The organism is Kribbella sp. NPDC051936 (genome assembly GCF_040680955.1).
Lineage (GTDB): Bacteria > Actinomycetota > Actinomycetes > Propionibacteriales > Kribbellaceae > Kribbella.
Genome location: NZ_JBFAXS010000018.1, coordinates 36,512 through 54,284, shown reverse-complemented (window position 1 = coordinate 54,284; position 17,773 = coordinate 36,512). Strand labels below are relative to the sequence as shown.

Sequence of the window (17,773 nt, the reverse complement as noted above, 5' to 3'; positions counted from 1 at the left end):
ATGGACACCGTCATCAAGACCCGCGGGCTGACGAAGCGCTTCGGCCGGCGGACCGCCCTCGACGGGCTCGACCTCGACGTACCGCCCGGTGTGATCGTCGGGTACCTCGGGCCGAACGGCGCCGGCAAGACCACCACGATCCGGCTGCTCGCCGGGCTGATCCGCCCGACCGCCGGCTCCGCGATCGTGTTCGGCTTCGACGCCGCCGACCAGTACGACGCCCTGCAGCGGCGGATCGGCTACCTGCCGGGCGAGTTCGCGGCGTACCCCGACCTGACGGGCACGCAGTACCTGGACTACTTCGCCCACCTGTACGGCGGTGTCGACCGGGCCCGGATCGACCTGCTGGCCAAGCGGTTCGACCTCGATCTCGGTGTCCGCATCGGGGCGTTGTCGCGCGGCAACCGGCAGAAGATCGGGATCGTCCAGGCGTTCATGCACGAGCCGGACCTGCTGATCCTCGACGAGCCGACCTCGGGCCTCGACCCGCTGATGCAGCGCGAGTTCCGCACGCTGCTCCGCGAGACCAGCGACGCCGGCCGGACGGTGTTCCTCTCGTCGCACGTGCTCTCGGAGGTCGAGGCCGTCGCGGACACCGTCGCGATCCTGCGGGCCGGCCGCCTGGTCACCGTCCAGTCGGTGCAGGCCCTCAAGGACCGCGCCCGGCGCCGCCTCGACCTCACGTTCGCCGACGTACCGCCGGCTGCCACGATCCACGCCGTCCCCGGCGTTCACGACGTCGCCGTGGACGGCCGCACCGCTCGCGTCACGGTGACCGGGTCGACCGCCGAGCTGATCCGGGCGGTCGCGCCGTACGAGGTCACCAACGTGCTCAGTCACGAGGCGGATCTCGAGGCCGCGTTCCTCGACTACTACGACGGCCAGGAGGAGCCATGTTCCGCAACGTCTTCCTGAAGTCGCTGCACGACGCCCGCCGCGGACTGATCGGCTGGTCGATCGCGATCGCCGTCCTGGTCCTGCTCGAGTGCGCGCTGTGGCCCTCGGTGCGGGACATGCCCGACCTGAAGGACCTGTACTCCTCGTTCCCCGAGCAGCTACGCAAGTTCTTCAACCTGGAGGCGATGACGACCGGCGCCGGATTCCTCAACGCGGAGCTGTTCACGCTCCTGCTCCCGGCGCTGTTCCTGGTCTACGGCATCGGGCACGGCGCCCGGGCGGTGGCCGGCGAGGAGGAACGCGGCACGCTCGAACTGTTGCTCGTGACACCGGTCTCGGGCTCGCGGATCGTCGTCGACAAGGCAGCGGCCCTTGCCGTGTCGGTGACCGTGCTCGGCGTCGCGCTGTTCGCGGCGACGACGATCGGCAGCCTGGTCTTCGACCTCGGGATCTCGGTGCCGCAGGCCGCGGGCGGCGCGCTCGCGCTGACCCTGCTCGGCATCGAGTTCGGTGTTCTAGCGCTCGCGGCCGGTGCGGTCACGGGCCGTCGCGGCACCGCGATCGCCATCGCGGCGACGGCCGCCACCGCGGCGTACGTCGTCTACGCGATCGGGTTGATCCTCCCGCGGTTCGAGGCCTGGCAGCCGTACTCGCCCATCTACCAGGCCTTTCACGGCGGGCCCCTGGGCGCGGGGCTCCAGCTCAGCTACCTGTGGCTTGCCGCCGGGGCGGTCGTGGTCACGCTGTTCGCCCTGCCGGCGCTCGACGGCCGCGACATCTCGACCGCGCACGCAGGCTGACCATGGCCACCGTTCCCCGCCGCGACGTCCTCGCCTCGCTGCTGATCGCCTTCCTGCTGGCGGTCCAACTGCCATTCGTTGCGCTGAGCAACCGTGCGGGTGCCTGCCTGTCGCTGATGGCGATCGGCGGCGTCGTCCTGCTGCTCGGCGGCGCGCTGCACCAAGACCTCGGCGGATGGCTCGCCCTGTCCCTGGCCGTCGTGTCCGCGGTGACCGGCACGCTGGCGATCCCGCTACCGTCGGCCCTGGTTTCCACGATCTCGATCGGCTCGATCCTGGTTCTGTGGTCGGTCACGCTCACCTCACATCTGACCTTCCGCGCCCCCGAGCTCGACCCAGCCACCCGCCACTGACGGACCGCTGGTCAGGGGCGCGCGGCCCAGTTGCTCCAGCTCGCCTTGGCTCCGGAGTCACCGATCCGGACGACGTCGTACACCGAGGCAGCCGAGACTACGACCGCGAGCACCGTCAGCGTCACGGTGACGGCGTTCGCGGACGGGGCGAGAAACGTGCGCCGCGCCGGCGTCCGCCCGGAGCTCTCCCGCTGCCTCCACCAGATCACGAGCGCCAGCGCCGCGACGCCGATCGCCGCGTAGATGGCGGTGTCGCCGAGCTCGGCGTGCCGGTGGACGAGAGGGTTCGCCGCGACCCGGTGCTCCAGCCATTCACCGGCGCTCGTGGTGATCGGCACCAGCACGACGACCAGCACCGACAGCGCCGCGTTCGGCCCGGCGAGCCGCCTTCGGCCCGCGGGCCAGACCGCAGTCAGCGCCAGGAGTGCCGCCGACAACGGCAGCAGGACGACGATGGCGTGCACGAGGAGCACGTGGGCGGGGAGACCGTTGACAGTCTGCATTCAGGTTCCTTCGACTCGACTCGGAGGCCCCACACTGGCAGCCGGATCTTGGGGAATTCTTGGAACCCGTCAGCCCGCCGCACGGAAGTGCGCGGCGTCCAGGGCCGACTGGAGCGACCGGCGGTACCCGTCCGAGGTGAACGTCGCCCCGGACACCGTGTCGATGCGGCCACTCTGGGCGGCGACCGCCTCCTGCTCGAGCCGCGGCAGCGCGAACGAGCTGATTTCACGATCGCGCCCTCCGGACGACGGGTAGGCCACCGCGGTCACCGCCACCAGCCGCCGCCCGCGAATGGTGACCCGCACCTGCACCGGCCCGTACCGGGTGCCTTCGGATGTCCCGTTCACCGTCACCTCACCGGAGCCGGTGCTCACGATGCCTGGTGTCGCGGCGGGATGCGCGGGACTCGACACGTGGTTCCGGCTGGACGGGTAGAGGAACAGCAGCACCAGCAGTACGCCGGTGGTGCCGCCGACCACGATGTTGCGCCGCAGCCGTTGCGAATGCGCCGTCATCGCGCACCGGCCTGGTGCGCGGCGTCGAGCGCGGACTGCAGCGATCGGCGGTAGCCGTCCGAGGTGAACGTCGCGCCGGACACCGTGTCGATGTGGGCGCTCTGCGCCGCCGTCGTCTCCTGGTCGAGGCGCGGCACGGCGTACGCGTTGATCTGGTCGGTCTGCCCGTCGCCGCTCGGATGCTGCAGCGCGCGGGCCTCGGCGATCCGTCCGCCGCGAACGGTGATCTGCACCTGCACCGGACCGTACTGCGTGTCCGCCACGCCGCCGGCGACGACAACCGACTTCGCCGGCGCACTGGTGCTCGGCCTCGTCGACCGCGTCGGCTTCGTCGACTGGGTCGGCCTGGTCGGTCTGGCCGGTCGCGGTGCCGAGCGGGGCGTTGCCGCCGGTCGGGTACGAGGTGCGGCTTCGGGACTCACGATCGCTGCCCCTGGAGCGGTTGCCTGCGGCTGCAGGCTCGCCCGGAAGGCCACCGCCACCACGGCCGTTGTCGCGATCGTCATCAGCAACCTGATCCCGCGCCTCACCCGCGCTCTCCTCTCACCACGAGAACCGTTCCTGGTGCAGTTGTCCGGCGGGCAGCCCGGCGGCGAGCACAGCCGCGCAGGCCGCATCCATCCAGCGGTCCGGACCGCAGACATAGACGTCGTACCGCGGGAGTCCCGGCACCAAGCGGCGTACGGCGTCCGCGTCGGACCAGGACGCGGCGCTCTCGGGCAGCCACGACCTGCGCCCGCGCAGCCGCGGGCCGAGCAGGTAGTGCAGCGTGATGCCCCGGCGGCGGGCGAGCTGCTCGAGCTCGTCGCGGAAGACGAGGTCCTCGACGCTGTGCGCGCGGTACACCAGAACCGCGTCACCCGGCGCGTAGTCGAGCTCCTCGAGCAGCGCCCGCAACGGCGTGATACCGATGCCGCAGGCAAGCATCGCGACCCGGTCGGTGGCCCGCCGCTCGGCGGTCAGCCGACCGTACGGCCCCTCGACCGCGACCCGCGTTCCGGGCCGTAGCCGGGCGAGCCGGCTGCTGCCGTCGCCGGCGGCCTTCGCGGTCACCCGGAGCCGGTCCGGTGCGGGTGACGCCGACAACGAGTACGGGTTGCCCCGTGACCAGCCCGGACCGTCGAGGAACCGGAACACGAAGTACTGCCCCGCCCGGACCGGCATCCGGTGCAGTCCCCGTCCGCCGAGCGTGACGGTCACCACTCCCGGCGCTTCGTGGACGACCTCGCGCACCGTGAGGCCGTGCCGCAGCGTCCGCCAGAGCGGCAGCAGCAGCCGGTACAGCACGATCGCGCCGAGCGCGGCGCCGTACGCCGACCACCAGTACACCTGCGCGAGCCGAGAGGTCGTGAAGTCCGCACCGGTCCAGATCTCGTGCGGAATCGACAGCCCGACGCCCACGTACGCGTACAGGTGCAGCAGGTGCCACGACTCGTACCGCAGCGCCCGCCGCGCGACCTTGATCGACGTGAGCACGACCACGGTCAACGCGACACTCGCCGCCGCGGCCAGCAACATCCCGCCGTACGTCGTGACCACGGTCCAGGTCTCACGCAGGACGTTGTTGTGATCGCGCATCGTGTAGCCGACGAGGATCGCGGCGATGTGGACCAGCAGGAGGTTGAACGACCAGAAGCCGACCAGGCGGTGCCGCCGCGCCAGCTCGTCCTGACCGTAGCTCCGCTCGATCATCGGCACGCGCGCCATCAGGAACACCTGCACGAGCAGCAGATCCGCGGCCACCAGCCCGGACAACCGCCCGAGAGAGGTGAACAGGTCGGCCGGACCGTTCAGGAGCGTTTGGACGCCGCGCCCGGACACCCACAGCGCCACGACGACCAGCACGCTCGCCCAGCAGAGCACACCGGTCAGGTCCCGCCACCAGGACGGCGTCCGTCGCGGTCGCCGGCGGACATGCGCGATGCGCGGCCGGTTCGCCACCTGTGCAGCACCGCGGTTCGTCATACTGCGACGATGACCGCGGAATCTTAGACCTTCCTTGGACCGTCGTCCGGGAGCGCGGGCAGCACGAGTTCGAAGGTCGCGCCGATCTCGCTCGGAACGAGCCGGAGCTGCCCGCCGAGCCGGTTCGCGACGTCGTGGGCGAGCGCCAGCCCGAGGCCGTAGTGTTTCCGGCCGGACCGGTGACCACCGGAGTCGAAACGGCGCAGGACGCGCTGCGCCGCTTCCGGACCGATCCCCGGGCCGGTGTCGCTCACCGCGAGGATCACCTCGCCGCGCCGGCGGCGGACGTCGATCCGGACGTCGCCGTCGCGTGGCGTGTGGTCGATCGCGTTGTCGACGAGCGCCATCGTGGCCCGCCGGACCGCGCTCGGCGACCCCAGCGCGGCCGCAGGGCCGTCCTCCGCCGTCCATCGCAGCCGCACCCCGGCCTGCTCTGCGTGCGCGCCCGCCGCGGCGGCGACATCCTGCGCGATCCGTGCCAGGTCGACCGGCTCGTGGTCCTCGGCGCCGCGCGGATCGGCCGCGGCCAGCAGGTCGTCGACGACCTCGGCGAGCCGGCGCGTGTCACCGACCACGCCGCGCGCGTCGTCGAGCAACTGGTCCTCGGCGCCATTGCGTCGCAGGGCTCTCTCGAGGACCTGCGCACGCGTGCTCAGCAGCGTCAGCGGCGTCCGCAGCTCGTGCCCGGCGTCGGCCACGAACGCACGCTGCAGAGTGAGGGCCTGCGCCAACGGCCGTACGGCGCGCCGCCCGATCAGCACGCCCAGCAGGCCGGCCAGCAGCAGCGCGAGGACGGTCGCGAGCGCCATCGCCTGCAGGAGGCGAGCGCGTTCCTTGTGGGCCGTCGCGAGGTTCAGCACCGCTTGCACCGGCCGGGCTTTCACGAGACCGGTGGCGATGCGGTACTCGCCGTCGTCGTTCTCGACCGTGATGACCTTGATCTGTTCCGTGGCCTGGCCCCGCAGCGCCTCCAGCTCCGGCGCCAGCTCGTCGGGCAGGCCTGGTGAGCTCGTCGTGCCGGACGGTCCACTCATGACCAGCCAGGTCCCTGCCGGTGGATCGCCTACGTCGTCGGCGGTCGTGATCGCGGACCGGAGCAGGTCGTCCGCCGCGCCGGCCTGACCGCGCACGACGACCACGGTGACAAGGGCAATCAGCAGCAGCATCGCCAAGGCGACCAGAGCCGCTGCTTGGACGGCGACGCCGCGACCGGCCCGGCGTACCAAGACCTCGTCACCGATCGGGCTGCCGCTCACAGCTTCCCCAATCGATAGCCGAGCCCACGTACGGTCTTGATGACGTCACGCCCGAGCTTGCGGCGGCAGTAGTGCACGTAGGTGTCGACGACGGTCTCGGACTCGGCGGCGTCGAACACGCGGTCGAGCAACTCCGCCCGGCTGAACACCGCCGCGGGCCGCGCCGCCAGGAGCCCGAGCAGCGTGGCCTCCCGCTCCGACAACTCGACCGATCCGCCGTCGGTCCGCCTGACCGTCCGGGCGGCCAGGTCCAGCGCACCACCCGGGACGGCGAGCTCGACGGCATGATCCAGGTGACGCCTGAGCAACGCGCGCACGCGGGCCAGCAGCTCCGTCAGCTCGAAAGGTTTCGTCAGGTAGTCCTCGGCGCCCGCGTCGAGGCCGTCGACCCGGTCCGCGGTGCTGTTCCGTGCCGACAGCACGAGGATCGGCGTACCCACGCCGCGGCTCCGCAACCGCGCGATCAGGTCCAGGCCCTCCACAGCGGGCAGGCCACGGTCGACGATCATCGCGTCCACCGGCTGCGTCAGCGCCAGATGCAGTCCCCGTTGACCGTCGGGCGCCCACGTGACGGCGTACCCCTCGTCGGTGAGCACCCGCTCCAGGAGGCGGGCCAGGTCGGCGTCGTCCTCGATCACCAGGATCCTCGACGTCACTCCTGCCCCCAGCGCGTCGTGGCGAACAAGTTGCCGTCAGCAAGAACACCGAGCCCCTCGTAGCCCGGCGGCAGCACGGTGGGCCAGTCGTCACCGGCCACGAAGGCCGCCGTCGCCAGCACGTCGGCGCACTCCAGCGACGGACCGGTCACCGACACCGACAGCCATCGCGTGCCGGCCGGACGGCCCGTCCTCGGGTCGTACAGGTGCGCGCCCCGGGCAGCCGTCCCACTCGTCGCGACCGCTCCCCCGGTCCGCGGCACGCCGGCGATCACCTGGCCGGGATCACGCGGATCCTGGATGCCCACGGTGAACGGCTCACCGCTCGGACACACCACGAGGACGTCGCCGCCGGCGTTCAGGCACCAGTCCACCCCGCCGGCCTCCCGCAGTCGTTCACCGGCCCGCTCGACAGCCCACCCTTTCACCAACCCCGAAGGGTCCCAGCTGCCGCCGGGCACCTGCGCGTCGAACAATCCACCGGTCGCCTCCCGCGCGGCCACGCACCGCTCGGCGACCTCTCGCACCACCGCGTCGACCGAGTCCCAGCTCACCTCGCCCCGCGCCAGCAGACTCACCGCGCTGTCCTCCCGGTACGGCGAGAACACGCGATCGATCTCCACCAACTCCGCGAACGTCTCCCGCACCGCGGCCTCCGCCCGCTCGGACCCCGCCGCTGCGCCGCGCGCGAGCACGCTGATCGGCAGTCCCATGATCTGCTCGACCCAACTCCGGCGCCGCACCATGACGCAACGGTACGACGCTCACCGAACCCCCGAGGGAACCCGCTCCTCCCGCGCGGCCGCCGCCACCGGTGTCCGCGCGCGGCGGTGCCTGCGGACCAGGACAATGCAGACCCCCAGCGCGACGAGCGTGACCAGGACGGCTACGCCGTTCGTCCACGGGGCCAGACGGCTGTTCGACACCGCCACGGGACGTGGCGCGAGTCCCGACGGCACCATCCAGGTCGTCGTCAGGACGGCAGGACCGAGCTGGTTGCGACCGACCACGATCCGCAGCGGGATCGGCCCCGTCGCCTCGACGTCGACAGCTGCCTGCCAGCGCCCGCCGCCCTGTGCTGCGCCCGGAGTACGCCGCAGCGCAGTCCCGTTGCTCGTTCCCAGGTCTGCCGTCACTGCTGTGACCGGGCCCGGGGACGGACGCCGGCTACTCACCACATCGACCAGTAGCAGGCTTCGTCCGGGCTGGTTCGGCCCGAGTGAAACGGTGATCAGCAGGTCGTCCACCTGGTAGTCGGCCCGCGAACTCGCCGCCTCGGGCTTGTCGAACTGCGGCCCACGGGCCGGCGGTGTCACGGCCAGGACCACAGCGATCAGCACCGCGCCGATTCCGAGCAGCGGAGAGATCACCTGTGCCCGTGACGACGGCGCCGCGACCGGCCGGAGCGTCCCTCTCAACCAGGGATGGAGCCCCGACGCGTGTCTGAGGCCGAGGACCAACAGCGCAGCTGCCAGTGCAAGCTTGACCAGGAGAGCACGCCCATAGAGCGTGCCCAGTGCAGCGTCGACGGAGGCGACCTGGCGACCGGTCAGCAGCAGTCCGGAGATCACGAGAACCGCGACCGACGAGGCCGCAACCGGTCCGAACGCCCGCCACAGGTCGACGCGGATCATGCGCTGTCCAGCCAAGCGAGCGGTCAGGATGCCTAGGACGACAAGGCCGCCGACCCAGGTCAGGGCCGCAGCCTGGTGGAGCGCCAGCACGGTCAGCGAGAACGGTCCACTGCGCGCATGGCTACCGGCCGCCCTCAGGACCAGGTCTGCCAGCAGGAGCGCCGTCAGGAGAAGCGTCACCCTGCTGTTCGAGCCCACTCGGCGGGACTGCCGCACCAGGAGCGTACAGATGACGATCAGGACAACTTCACGGACCGACAGCCTGAGCAGCTGGCCCGAATCTCTGGCCACCGCCAGACCGGAGCCGGCTCCGGACGCCTCCGACCACTGCCGCACACCCCTGAACAGCGATGCGAACACCGAGAGCATGCCGAACGCGGCCGCCAACGCCCACATCGTGGCCAGCGGCTCCGCGGGCAAGGTGATCTGTCGCCGAGCCGCCGACGCAACCACGAGCACCCAGCCACACATGACCGCCGTCGCGCCCGCGTCGAACCAACCGAGGGCAGCGTCGGCCACGGTTCCCGCCGGACCGGTGACCGACTCGGCGGGCCGGCCGGACGACGTGGCAGCCAGCCCGACCCCGAACACCAGGGTCCCCTGCAGCCGGTGCAGGTCGTACTTCGACACTACGCTCCAGCGCAGCTCGTAGACCGACCGTGGAAGCTCCGGGAAGCCGGTCAGCACCACGTGGAGACCCTGATCCGCGATCCGCGCCGTCACCGGGAAGGCCTTGCCGTCGCGATCGGTGAGGACGAGATCGAGGCCCGCGGCCGTGGGCGGCTCGGAGAACCACAGGTCGAGCTGGCGCGGCGCCGTCCGGACCGTCTGCCCGTCCGAAGGCGTCGAACGCAGCAGCACGGGATGGGCCTGAGCCACTCCGGCCTGGCTCAGCCAGGCGAGTCCGGCCACGGCCAGCACGAGCAGCGCGCGGGCCGGCCACCTGGGTCGCCACCAGTCCCGATGCATGCCCGTGGTCACCCCCTTGGACACCAACAGTGCTGCTGGCGACGATCCCGCACCGCACCGGGCGGAGGCGTCAGATGACAGGACTTTCACCCGGTTGTCACCGTCCGCGAGGAGCGAACGGCCCGTACGGGCTTCCCTCCGCGTGACCGGCAGGTCACTATGTCCTTTGGGGATCGGGGGAGGATCCGGGACAGCGGGCGCGCCACACGGCCCACTGGGGGGAAGACATGACGACTGTGCTGGTGATCGACGACGAACCCGAGGTCGTGCGGTTCGTGCGCCGCGGGCTCGAGGCGGAGGGCTACCAGGTCCTGACCGCCACCGACGGCGGCGACGGGCTCCGGCTCGCCCTGACCAAGCGGCCGGACTTGATGGTCGTCGACCTGCGGATGCCCGAGGTCGACGGCGAGGCGGTGATCGCCGCGGTGCTCGTGAGCAGTCCGGAGACCCGCGTGCTGGTGCTGTCGGCGGTCGCCGACGCGGAGGTCCGGGTGCGTTGCCTGGAGCAAGGAGTCGACATCCTGCCGAAGCCGTTCTCGATCCGGGAACTGCTGGCCAGGGTCCGGTTCGGTCTGCGCGGCACCGGCGGGAAGACGTCGGAGGAGCTCACCCTGCGGGTCGGCCGCATCGTGCTCGACGTCCGGACCCGCAAGCTGCGCGTGGACGGCAGTGAGGCCGCCCTGTCCGAGCGGGAGTTCCTGCTCATGCAGCATCTGATGCGCAGACCCGACCGGGTGTGCTCGCGCAGCGAGTTGCTCTCCGCGGTCTGGGGGTACGACTTCGATCCGGCGACCAACGTCGTCGACGTCTACGTCCGCCGGCTGCGTGGCAAGATGACCCGCGACGTGATCCAGACCGTGCGCAATGTCGGCTATCAACTTCAGAGTGCGTGACGCCGCGCCGGTCGTGACCGGCCGGCGCAGCACGGCCCGGACCGGCCGGCCCTGGTACCGGCTCGTCGATGTGACGCTGGCCGTGTTCGTGCTGGGCATGCTCGCGCTGATGAACGCGATGATCGGCCGCGAGGTGATCCCGTACCACCTGCTGTTCCTCGGTCTGACGCTGGTGTACGGGTTCCGGGTCTGGCCGCTGCGGCCGACGCTGGTCGTCACGCTGCTGGTCACTGTGACGACCGGATGGGTCCTGGTCGACCACCAGCTCAAGGACGGCAGCAGCCGCGCGGAGTGGGCGGAGATCCCGCTGATGCCGTTGCTGTTCCTCGCGATGGTCTGGCACGCCCGCCGCCGCAAGGCCGCGCAGGACCAGGTCGAACTGATGTCGGAGGAACGCCTCGCGGTCTTCGAGCGGGAACGCGAATTCTTCCGTGAGGCCTCGCACGCGATGCGAACGCCCGTGACGATCGCCATCGGCCACCTCGAGCTCCTCGAGCCGACGCTCGGCACTCGGGAGTCGGCCGACGACTACGCGATCGTCCGCCGCCAGATGGGCCGGCTGTCGGCGCTCTCGACCCGGCTGCTCGCGCTCGCCAAGCTCGACTCCGGACGGGCCCTGCGTCCCGGCGACCTCGACCTCGGTGAGTTCCTCGCCGGCGTCGGGCGGAACTGGCGGGAGAGCGCCGACCGCGACTGGTCGATCGACCTGCCCGCGGGCCTGCGGGTCGTCCAGGCGGACCGCGCCTGGCTCGAGCTCGCGGTCGACGCGCTCGTCGAGAACGCCGTCCACTTCACCGCTCCTGGTGATCGCATCCGGTTGTCGTGCGAGCGGGCGGGACCGTGGTACGTGATCAGCGTGGCCGACGCCGGGCCGGGGATCCGGGCCGTCGACCTGCCACACGTCTTCGAACGCTTCTGGCACCGGCGCCCGCCGGGCGCGGCGCCGATGGGCAGCGGTCTCGGGCTGGCGATGGCCCGTGCGACCGTCCTGGCGCACAACGGCCGCATCGCCGCCGGCCGGGCTCCTGAGGGCGGCGCGCTCTTCCAGGTCTTCCTCCCGGCCGCGCAGAATCCGGAGCCCGCCGCCGTCTGAACCCTCACAGCACCGGCGCATGACGCAGGCGCAGGTCTCCCAGCTCGATGGACGCCTTCTCGCCGTGGCGCAACGCCCCCTTCGTGTTCTGGTAGACGAGGTAGTAGGTCTGTCCGGCACGTAACGAGTGACCTTGCTTCATCACCGAGATGCGCTTCGTGCTGCCGTCCCGCGCCTCGCTGACGAGCACGGGCGGGTGCTGTACGTCGGACTGGAAGCGCCCTGCCTTCTCGCTGTCCAGGACGACATAGGTCAACGTGATCAGCCCGCCGTCGCCGACCACGGCGATCCGGCTGAAGCGGACGCCGTACTGTTGCTCGATCGCCGTACTCTGCGGGAACGAACCGGCCTCGCCGGACGCCGACCAGACCTTGAGGCCGACCAGCAGGCCGGCCACCAGCGCCATCCCGAGCACCGCGCCCAGCACCACCAGGCGATTGACTCCCCGCGCCGGCCCGGCGGGCCGGCGCATCGTTGCTTCCAGCATGTGGTTCCCCTCCCACGGATCGGAGCCGAGGTCCTGGTGGGGGCAGGACCCCGGCTCCCCTGGTGCTACGGCATCGTGTACCTGGTCGAGTTGAAGGTGTCGAAATACGCCTGGCCGGCAGTGCTGGAGCTCAGTCCGGCCGACACCCCGAGCCAGGCCGTCTCGATCCGCAGCGTGCTGGTGTTCCCGGTCTGCAGCGAGCGGCTCACACCGTCGACGAGCAGGCGCAGAGAACCTGCCGAGCCACCCGTCGCCGGGCCGGACGTCCAGTCGACCTGGAGTGTGTGGTTACCCGGCGTCAGCGTCACCCAGGCACCGGTCAGCGTCCCTGCCCCGCTACGGGCCAGGACGGTCCGGACCTGCGCCGAACCCGCCGCGTACCGGTACTCCAGCGCGAACACCTGGCCGTTGGCCGCCGTCCGGCCCTGCAACAGACTCAAGGCCGTGTTCTGGTTGGTGCCCGAGACCAGCGTGTTCCGGTTGAAGACGAACCGGGCGTGGTACGACGTCTCCGCCGCCGGCGTGTTGTCGGTCAGGTAACCGGCGCCGGGCAGGGTGACCTGCAGGCCGCGCAGGCTCCCCGGCTCGAGCGGACCCGGCCGCGCGGCCGTCGTGGTGTTCGCGACCCCGCCGGTGCTGCCGCTCCAGAACCCGAATCCGCCGGACTCGAAGTCGTCGGAGAAGATCCGGTTCGGCCGCTGGACCGACACCGTCGTACCGACCGGCTTGCTCCAGTTGCCCGCCAGGTCCTGCACCCGGAGGTTGAAAACCTGGTTCCCCGGCGGCACCGACGTCAGCGCGACGGTGACCTGGACCTGACCGCCGACCACGCTGACCGGCACCGAGACACCTCGGCCCGCGCCCGGATCGGTACTGCCGAGCCAGTACTCGGCCTTCGCGATCAGCGAGGCGTCCGTCACCGGCGCCGTCAGGGTCAGCGTCTCCGCCCCGTTGGTCGGGTTCGGAGCGGCGGTGAGTGCCCCGAGCACCGGCGCCGTCTTGTCGACCACGAGGTTCACCGCGAACAGCGCGCCCCAGTTGCCGGCCGCGTCCTGACCGCGGACGTAGACGTGATGAGTACCGTCGGCCAGCGCCTTCACCTGGGTGAGCGGGATCAGCCCGTAGAACGTCTCCCCGGTCGAGTCGAGCTTGCCGTCGACCGGCAGCAGTTGCAGGCCGCTCCCGCCCGGCGGGTTCGGGACGGTCGGGTCGAGGAACGCCTCGGCGTCGACCAGCAGGCTCTGCGGTGCGCCGCCGGCGTCCTTGTCGGTGATCTCCGCGGAGATCAGCAGGTTGCCCGGGTGGCTCTTGTCGGCCAGCACGCCGTTGGTCGGGTTCGGCCCGACCGCGGCCGCGTCGACCGCGGGTCCGGTGACGTCGATCGGCAGCGGGATGTCGAGCAGCGGTCCCCACAGCCCCAGCGAGTCCTTGCTGTGCACCAGGACGTGATGAACGCCCTCGGACAGGGTCTGCAGTACGGCGGCGGGGATGTCGCCGTCCTCGGACACGACGGTCGCGCTGCGGTTCAGCGTGAGCGGCGTACCGGCGCCGTTCGCCGCCGGCGAGTCCAGGAAGTACTCGGCCGCGGTGATCAGCCCACCCGCGTCCGAGTCGTCGCCGGTCGCGGACACGGTCACCGGCGCCGTCGCGTTCGCGGGTACCTCGGCGATCGAGCCGTTGATCGTCTGCGGACCGGTCTTCGGCAAATTCAGGATGACCGAGCCGACGACACCCCAGTTGCCCGCGGCATCGAGGGCGCGGACGAACACCGTATGCCGGCCCGCGTCCAGCGCGGCCAGTGCCGCGGTCGTGACGGTGCCGGTGGCGCCGGTGACGGTCACGCCGCTGCTCGGCAGGCTCATCGGCGTACCGAAACCAGGTCCGACGGTGACCGCGTCGTCGATCACGAACTCCGCCTGGACCACCGCGGAGCCACCCGTGGTCGCGTCGCTCACGTCGGCGGTCACGACCACCGGCACCTGTCCGGTCGCCGGGTTCGGCGCGAGCCGCAGGTGCGTCGAGACCGGCCCGACCCCGTCGGTGCTCGGTGGCGGCGCGTTGGTGTCCAGGAAGGTCAGCATCCCCCCGAACGCGAACTGTGCCGGGTCAGCGGTGTGCTGCCCGTTGTTGTCGAGGTGCCGTGCCGGTTCGTAGAGCGTGAGCTTCGCCTCGGGCCCCGTCGGCATCGTGACCAGTGTGTCGAGCGTCTGCCCGGGATCGATGCTCTCGGCGGCCACCGTGGTCGCGTAGTGCATCGGGTGCCCGCCTTGGGCGATCTCGGTCTGCAGCCCGCCGAGCACGGTCATCGGGTGGGTGAGCGACCCGGCGTTGACGTAGCGCAGCAGCACCTTGTGGCCCTGGTCGGTCGCGACCGGATCGGTGGCCGGGAACGGCTTGCCGTTGATCAGCCGGTACTTCGGCGCGAATTTCCGCAGGTCGAACCCGGCCGGATTCGCGTTGAAGGCCGGATCGACCTCGCTCAGCACGACGACCGCGTCGTCGTCGTACGCGCTCGCCGGGTAACCCGCCGGCTGGGTGCCGTACGCCGTGCCGTCCGCGGGCAGCACGACCAGCGCGCCGGCGAGTCCCATCGCCACCTGGCGGGCGCCGGCCGCGGTGTGCCCGGCCTCGTACAGGAAGGTCCCGGCCCTGGACGCGGTGAACGTGTAGGTCCGGGTGACGCCCGGTGCGACGCCGACGGTGTCCTCACCGCCGGCCGGCAGGGGTTGTCCCGGGAACGCCAGCGCGACGTTCTGCCCCGGAACCTGGTTGTGCAGCGTCACGGTCAGGGCGTCGCCCTGGTGTACGACGAGCACCGGCCCGGGCGCGGTCGCCGTACCTGCGGCACCCGTCGAGGAGAATCCCCAGATCGGGACACTCGTCCCGAGCAGCGACGTCGTCCCTGCCATCGCGTACAGGTCGCAGGCAGCTGTACCGGCGGCGAACGTACAGCCCCGCGGCGTGAGCTTGCCGACGGCAACCGACGCCCGGGCAGCGAGGTGCGGCAACGGGGACGCGGCGCCCGCGACCGGCGTCACGAGCGGCGTCAGGAGTGCGGCGGCCAGCGCCGTGGCGGCGATGCCCACGGTGGCGATCCGAAGTCTGTTCGTCATCGTCGTGTCCTCACTGGCTCGCACAGCCGGCGGGCGGATCGATGCGGAAGACCGTCATCATGCCGCCGAAGGCTGCCCCGTAGTTGGTCGCCTGCTCGAGCGCGTGGCTGTGGGCGATGTGGTAGTACTCGCCGCACTCGTTGTTCTGCGTCAGGTTCGAGGGAACAGGGTTCTTGGTGCCCAGGTAGCCGCTCTCCGAGAACCAGGTGTCCGGGCCGACCAGCAACTGGTCGGTGATGGCCGGGATCTGGGTCGGGATCGGGTTGGTCGTCGCGTTCCAGTGCTCGACGTCACGCCAGTCCATCAGGACGTCGAGGGTCTGTCCCGGACCGACGTCGAGGTCGTACTTCAGGTAGGACAGGTCCTCCCCCGTCTGTCCCTGCAGCGCGTGCCCGTCGCGGTTGACGACCCGTTCGTCGCTGCCGTGCGGGTGGAACGGGTAGTTCACGCTGCCGGCGTTCAGGTAGTGAATGGTCGCCGGCAGCGGGTTCGTCGCGGCGTCGTACGGCTTGATGTGCACCAGGGCGCCGTACGGCTGGGCGGGCAGCCAGGGCGCGTAGTTGGGCGCCAGCGTGTCCGGCATGCTGCGGCCGTTGATCATGAAGTACCTCGACTTCGACGCGTTCACGTCGACGCTCTGGTGCCGCTCGACCGCGAGGTGGACGTCGGGGTCGATCTCCGACAGCAGGTAGACGTACTCCTTGCCGTCGGCGAAGGCCGAGTCGGGCCGGTCGTTCACCTGGTTCGGGTGCCCGGCCGGGCGGACCACGAGCGCGCCGTACAGCCCCATCTGGAGCTGCTTGTCCACGTCGGTGCCGGTCTCGTACAGATAACTGCCCGGGCTGCCCGCGGTGAAGGTGTACGTGACCGAGCCGTCGTTCGCCGCCGCGGACTGGACCAGGGAGGTGAGCGAGCCACCCGCGTCGAACTGCGGTTGTGCCGGGTTGCCGTTCGCCTTCACGGCGAGCTGGCCCGGGAACACGATCGAAGTTGCCTCCGGCAACGTGTTGTGCAGGATCACCGTGACTTGCCGGCCGGACTCGACGCACAGCGTCGGGCCGGGCAGCTGGAAGCTCCGCTTGCTGTTCGCGTAGCTCCACATGTAGATCGAGTTGCCGTCCGGGGTGGAGATGTACCCGTCACCCGCGGTGAGCGAGAAGGTCTGGTTGGCGTCGGTGTCGCAGACGGCGCCCTCGGACATCTCCGCGGCCGCGGCCTGGGTGCGGATCAGGACCGGTGCCGCCACCAGCAGCGCGGCCGCGCTCAGTGCCAGCACTCGTTGGACCGTGAGTCGTCTCATCGGATCATCGCCCCCGTCACGCGTTCGCCGCGGTCTGGGCGGGGTAGGTGCCCGGCGCGCCGACGACGATCTTCGTCATCATGCCGCCGTACCCGGCCCCGCCGCCGTTGTCCAGGTAGGAGTACTTGCGGTCGTAGAGCAGGTACTCCCCCGGCGAGGGTGCGACGAAGATCGCGTCGCGGCTCTCCCCCGGCCCCACCTCGACCGCGTTCGAGGTCAGGTAGTTCGTCGTACCGTCGCGGCCCTTCAGCAGCGCCGCGTCCTTGGCGACGACGGTCAGGTCGATGTTGTCGACCGTCAGCACGTGGTTCTGGTACCCGAGGTTCGACATCCGCAGCAGCACCCGGTCGCCGGCGTTGCAGCGGATCAGCGACGAGATCGGCTGGTACTGCAGCCGGCCGGCCGCCGTACTCAGCGGATCGCCGTTCGGTGCCGTCGTGTCCGGGTACGCCCGGCCGTTGAGCAGCCAGAAGCTCGGGTCGTAGTCGGTCCAGTCGTTCACCTGGATGTGCGCGTCCCGGTAGTGCGCGGCCGACCAGAGTTCGGTGATCATGAACGCGAACTCCCGGTCGTAGGCCGTCGAGCCGTCGCCGTCGTTGTACGCGTACCGCTCGCCCGGGTGCAGCGGCGTGCGGTTCTGCGCCGGGCGGACGAACACCATCCCGGTCATGCCCATCTGGACGTGCTCGACGTCCTCGAAGTGGCAGTGGTACATGTACGTGCCGGCGTCGTGCGGCCGGTAGAAGTACGTCAGGTCGCGGCCGATCGGGACCGCGAGCGACAGTTCGGGGACGCCGTCGAACAGCGGGATCGCGTTGACGAACCCGTGCCAGTGCAGCGTGTGCCCGTCGAAGAGATCCGGCCGCTGGGCCAGCCCCAGATTGGTCAGCGTCAGGTAGATGTCGTCCTCCTCGTCGAACGACAGCATCGGCGCGCTGAGCTGGGCCTTGCCGCGCTGCGCGGCGACCAGGTTCGACGTCATCCCGGTCACGTCCCGGAAGCCGAAGACGTAGGTGTTGAACGGGCTCGGCGCCAACGGATCCGGAAAGAACGGAGGGTCGGGCGGCGCGTCGCCGGGCATCCCCACCCAGCCGTCGGTACCTGCCAGATGCAACTGGCGCACCGGGTGGGCCGCGGCCGCCGACGCGCCGGCGACGGCCGCCGTCCGGCCGGGCGCGGCCAGTACTGTGCTGGTGGTCAGCAGCCGGCCGCCGAGCGCCACGCCCGCGGCGGCCGCCGCACCGGTCAGGAAAGAACGCCGCGTAGGTCCACGCGACACAGATTTGTCGGTCACAAGTGTCTCCCGTTGCTGGTTCGTGGTCCGAAGGAGTGCGGCCC

The 17,773-nt window shown here is 71.0% G+C and carries 17 protein-coding genes; 5 read left to right on the top strand and 12 right to left on the bottom strand.

All coding sequences use genetic code 11. The annotated features are described in order from the left end of the window. Genes AB0L64_RS40555 through AB0L64_RS40545 form a run of 3 tightly spaced genes read left to right on the top strand, consistent with a single transcriptional unit; the run spans position 1 to position 2,050 of the window. Positions 1-915 (top strand): ABC transporter ATP-binding protein, encoded by a 915-nt coding sequence (locus AB0L64_RS40555; RefSeq protein ID WP_363718329.1) that lies wholly within the window; start codon positions 1-3, stop codon positions 913-915. Further along, a complete protein-coding gene (locus AB0L64_RS40550; protein WP_363718327.1) occupies positions 894-1,697 on the top strand; it encodes an ABC transporter permease subunit in 804 nt (267 codons plus the stop codon). The genes AB0L64_RS40555 and AB0L64_RS40550 overlap by 22 nt, the downstream gene beginning before the upstream one ends. A gap of 2 nt (positions 1,698-1,699) precedes the next feature. Continuing rightward, positions 1,700-2,050: a hypothetical protein gene (locus tag AB0L64_RS40545; RefSeq protein WP_363718325.1), complete on the top strand. Its 351-nt coding sequence runs from the start codon at positions 1,700-1,702 to the stop codon at positions 2,048-2,050. An 11-nt stretch (positions 2,051-2,061) separates the two neighbouring features. Here AB0L64_RS40545 and AB0L64_RS40540 read toward each other — a convergent pair whose 3' ends face one another. From AB0L64_RS40540 to AB0L64_RS40505, 8 genes are all read right to left on the bottom strand, one after another. After that, positions 2,062-2,553, bottom strand: a complete 492-nt coding sequence (locus tag AB0L64_RS40540) for a DUF2231 domain-containing protein (protein WP_363718323.1) — start codon at positions 2,551-2,553, stop codon at positions 2,062-2,064. 69 nt (positions 2,554-2,622) lie between these two features. After that, positions 2,623-3,069 carry an FMN-binding protein gene (locus AB0L64_RS40535; RefSeq protein WP_363718321.1) on the bottom strand — a complete coding sequence of 149 codons (447 nt, stop codon included), beginning with the start codon at positions 3,067-3,069 and terminating at the stop codon, positions 2,623-2,625. Continuing rightward, complete coding sequence (locus tag AB0L64_RS40530) at positions 3,066-3,599, bottom strand: FMN-binding protein (RefSeq protein WP_363718319.1); 534 nt, start codon at positions 3,597-3,599, stop codon at positions 3,066-3,068. The genes AB0L64_RS40535 and AB0L64_RS40530 overlap by 4 nt, the downstream gene beginning before the upstream one ends. Before the next feature lie 13 nt (positions 3,600-3,612). Then, on the bottom strand, positions 3,613-5,034 hold the full coding sequence (locus AB0L64_RS40525) for a ferredoxin reductase family protein (RefSeq protein WP_363718318.1): 1,422 nt from the start codon (positions 5,032-5,034) through the stop codon (positions 3,613-3,615). Positions 5,035-5,057: 23 nt separating this feature from the next. Further along, a complete protein-coding gene (locus tag AB0L64_RS40520; RefSeq protein WP_363718316.1) occupies positions 5,058-6,290 on the bottom strand; it encodes a HAMP domain-containing sensor histidine kinase in 1,233 nt (410 codons plus the stop codon). Then, positions 6,287-6,946 (bottom strand): response regulator transcription factor, encoded by a 660-nt coding sequence (locus AB0L64_RS40515; protein WP_363718314.1) that lies wholly within the window; start codon positions 6,944-6,946, stop codon positions 6,287-6,289. Before AB0L64_RS40515 ends, AB0L64_RS40520 begins: the two co-directional genes overlap by 4 nt. Continuing rightward, positions 6,943-7,692, bottom strand: a complete 750-nt coding sequence (locus tag AB0L64_RS40510) for an FAD:protein FMN transferase (protein ID WP_363718312.1) — start codon at positions 7,690-7,692, stop codon at positions 6,943-6,945. The genes AB0L64_RS40515 and AB0L64_RS40510 overlap by 4 nt, the downstream gene beginning before the upstream one ends. A gap of 18 nt (positions 7,693-7,710) precedes the next feature. Further along, on the bottom strand, positions 7,711-9,549 hold the full coding sequence (locus AB0L64_RS40505; protein ID WP_363718310.1) for a copper resistance protein CopC: 1,839 nt from the start codon (positions 9,547-9,549) through the stop codon (positions 7,711-7,713). Between the two features lie 227 nt (positions 9,550-9,776). Between AB0L64_RS40505 and AB0L64_RS40500 the strand changes: the two genes are divergently transcribed. Together AB0L64_RS40500 and AB0L64_RS40495 are read left to right on the top strand one after the other, a co-directional pair. Beyond that, the gene (locus tag AB0L64_RS40500) at positions 9,777-10,442 is read left to right on the top strand and encodes a response regulator transcription factor (RefSeq protein WP_363718308.1); all 666 of its coding nucleotides are present in this window, start codon (positions 9,777-9,779) and stop codon (positions 10,440-10,442) included. Further along, the gene (locus tag AB0L64_RS40495; RefSeq protein ID WP_363718306.1) at positions 10,435-11,535 is read left to right on the top strand and encodes a HAMP domain-containing sensor histidine kinase; all 1,101 of its coding nucleotides are present in this window, start codon (positions 10,435-10,437) and stop codon (positions 11,533-11,535) included. Before AB0L64_RS40500 ends, AB0L64_RS40495 begins: the two co-directional genes overlap by 8 nt. Positions 11,536-11,539: 4 nt before the next feature. Here the strand turns inward: AB0L64_RS40495 and AB0L64_RS40490 are convergent, their stop codons facing one another. The 4 genes from AB0L64_RS40490 to AB0L64_RS40475 all read right to left on the bottom strand — a co-directional run bounded on the left by AB0L64_RS40490 (position 11,540) and on the right by AB0L64_RS40475 (position 17,729). After that, positions 11,540-12,022 carry a hypothetical protein gene (locus AB0L64_RS40490; protein ID WP_363718303.1) on the bottom strand — a complete coding sequence of 161 codons (483 nt, stop codon included), beginning with the start codon at positions 12,020-12,022 and terminating at the stop codon, positions 11,540-11,542. Positions 12,023-12,087: 65 nt separating this feature from the next. Next, a complete protein-coding gene (locus tag AB0L64_RS40485; RefSeq protein ID WP_363718301.1) occupies positions 12,088-15,135 on the bottom strand; it encodes a multicopper oxidase domain-containing protein in 3,048 nt (1,015 codons plus the stop codon). A 10-nt stretch (positions 15,136-15,145) separates the two neighbouring features. Beyond that, positions 15,146-16,435: a multicopper oxidase domain-containing protein gene (locus AB0L64_RS40480; protein ID WP_363718299.1), complete on the bottom strand. Its 1,290-nt coding sequence runs from the start codon at positions 16,433-16,435 to the stop codon at positions 15,146-15,148. 16 nt (positions 16,436-16,451) lie between these two features. After that, entirely contained in the window at positions 16,452-17,729 is a 1,278-nt protein-coding gene (locus AB0L64_RS40475; RefSeq protein ID WP_363718297.1) for a multicopper oxidase domain-containing protein, read from the bottom strand. Positions 17,730-17,773 lie beyond the last annotated feature (44 nt).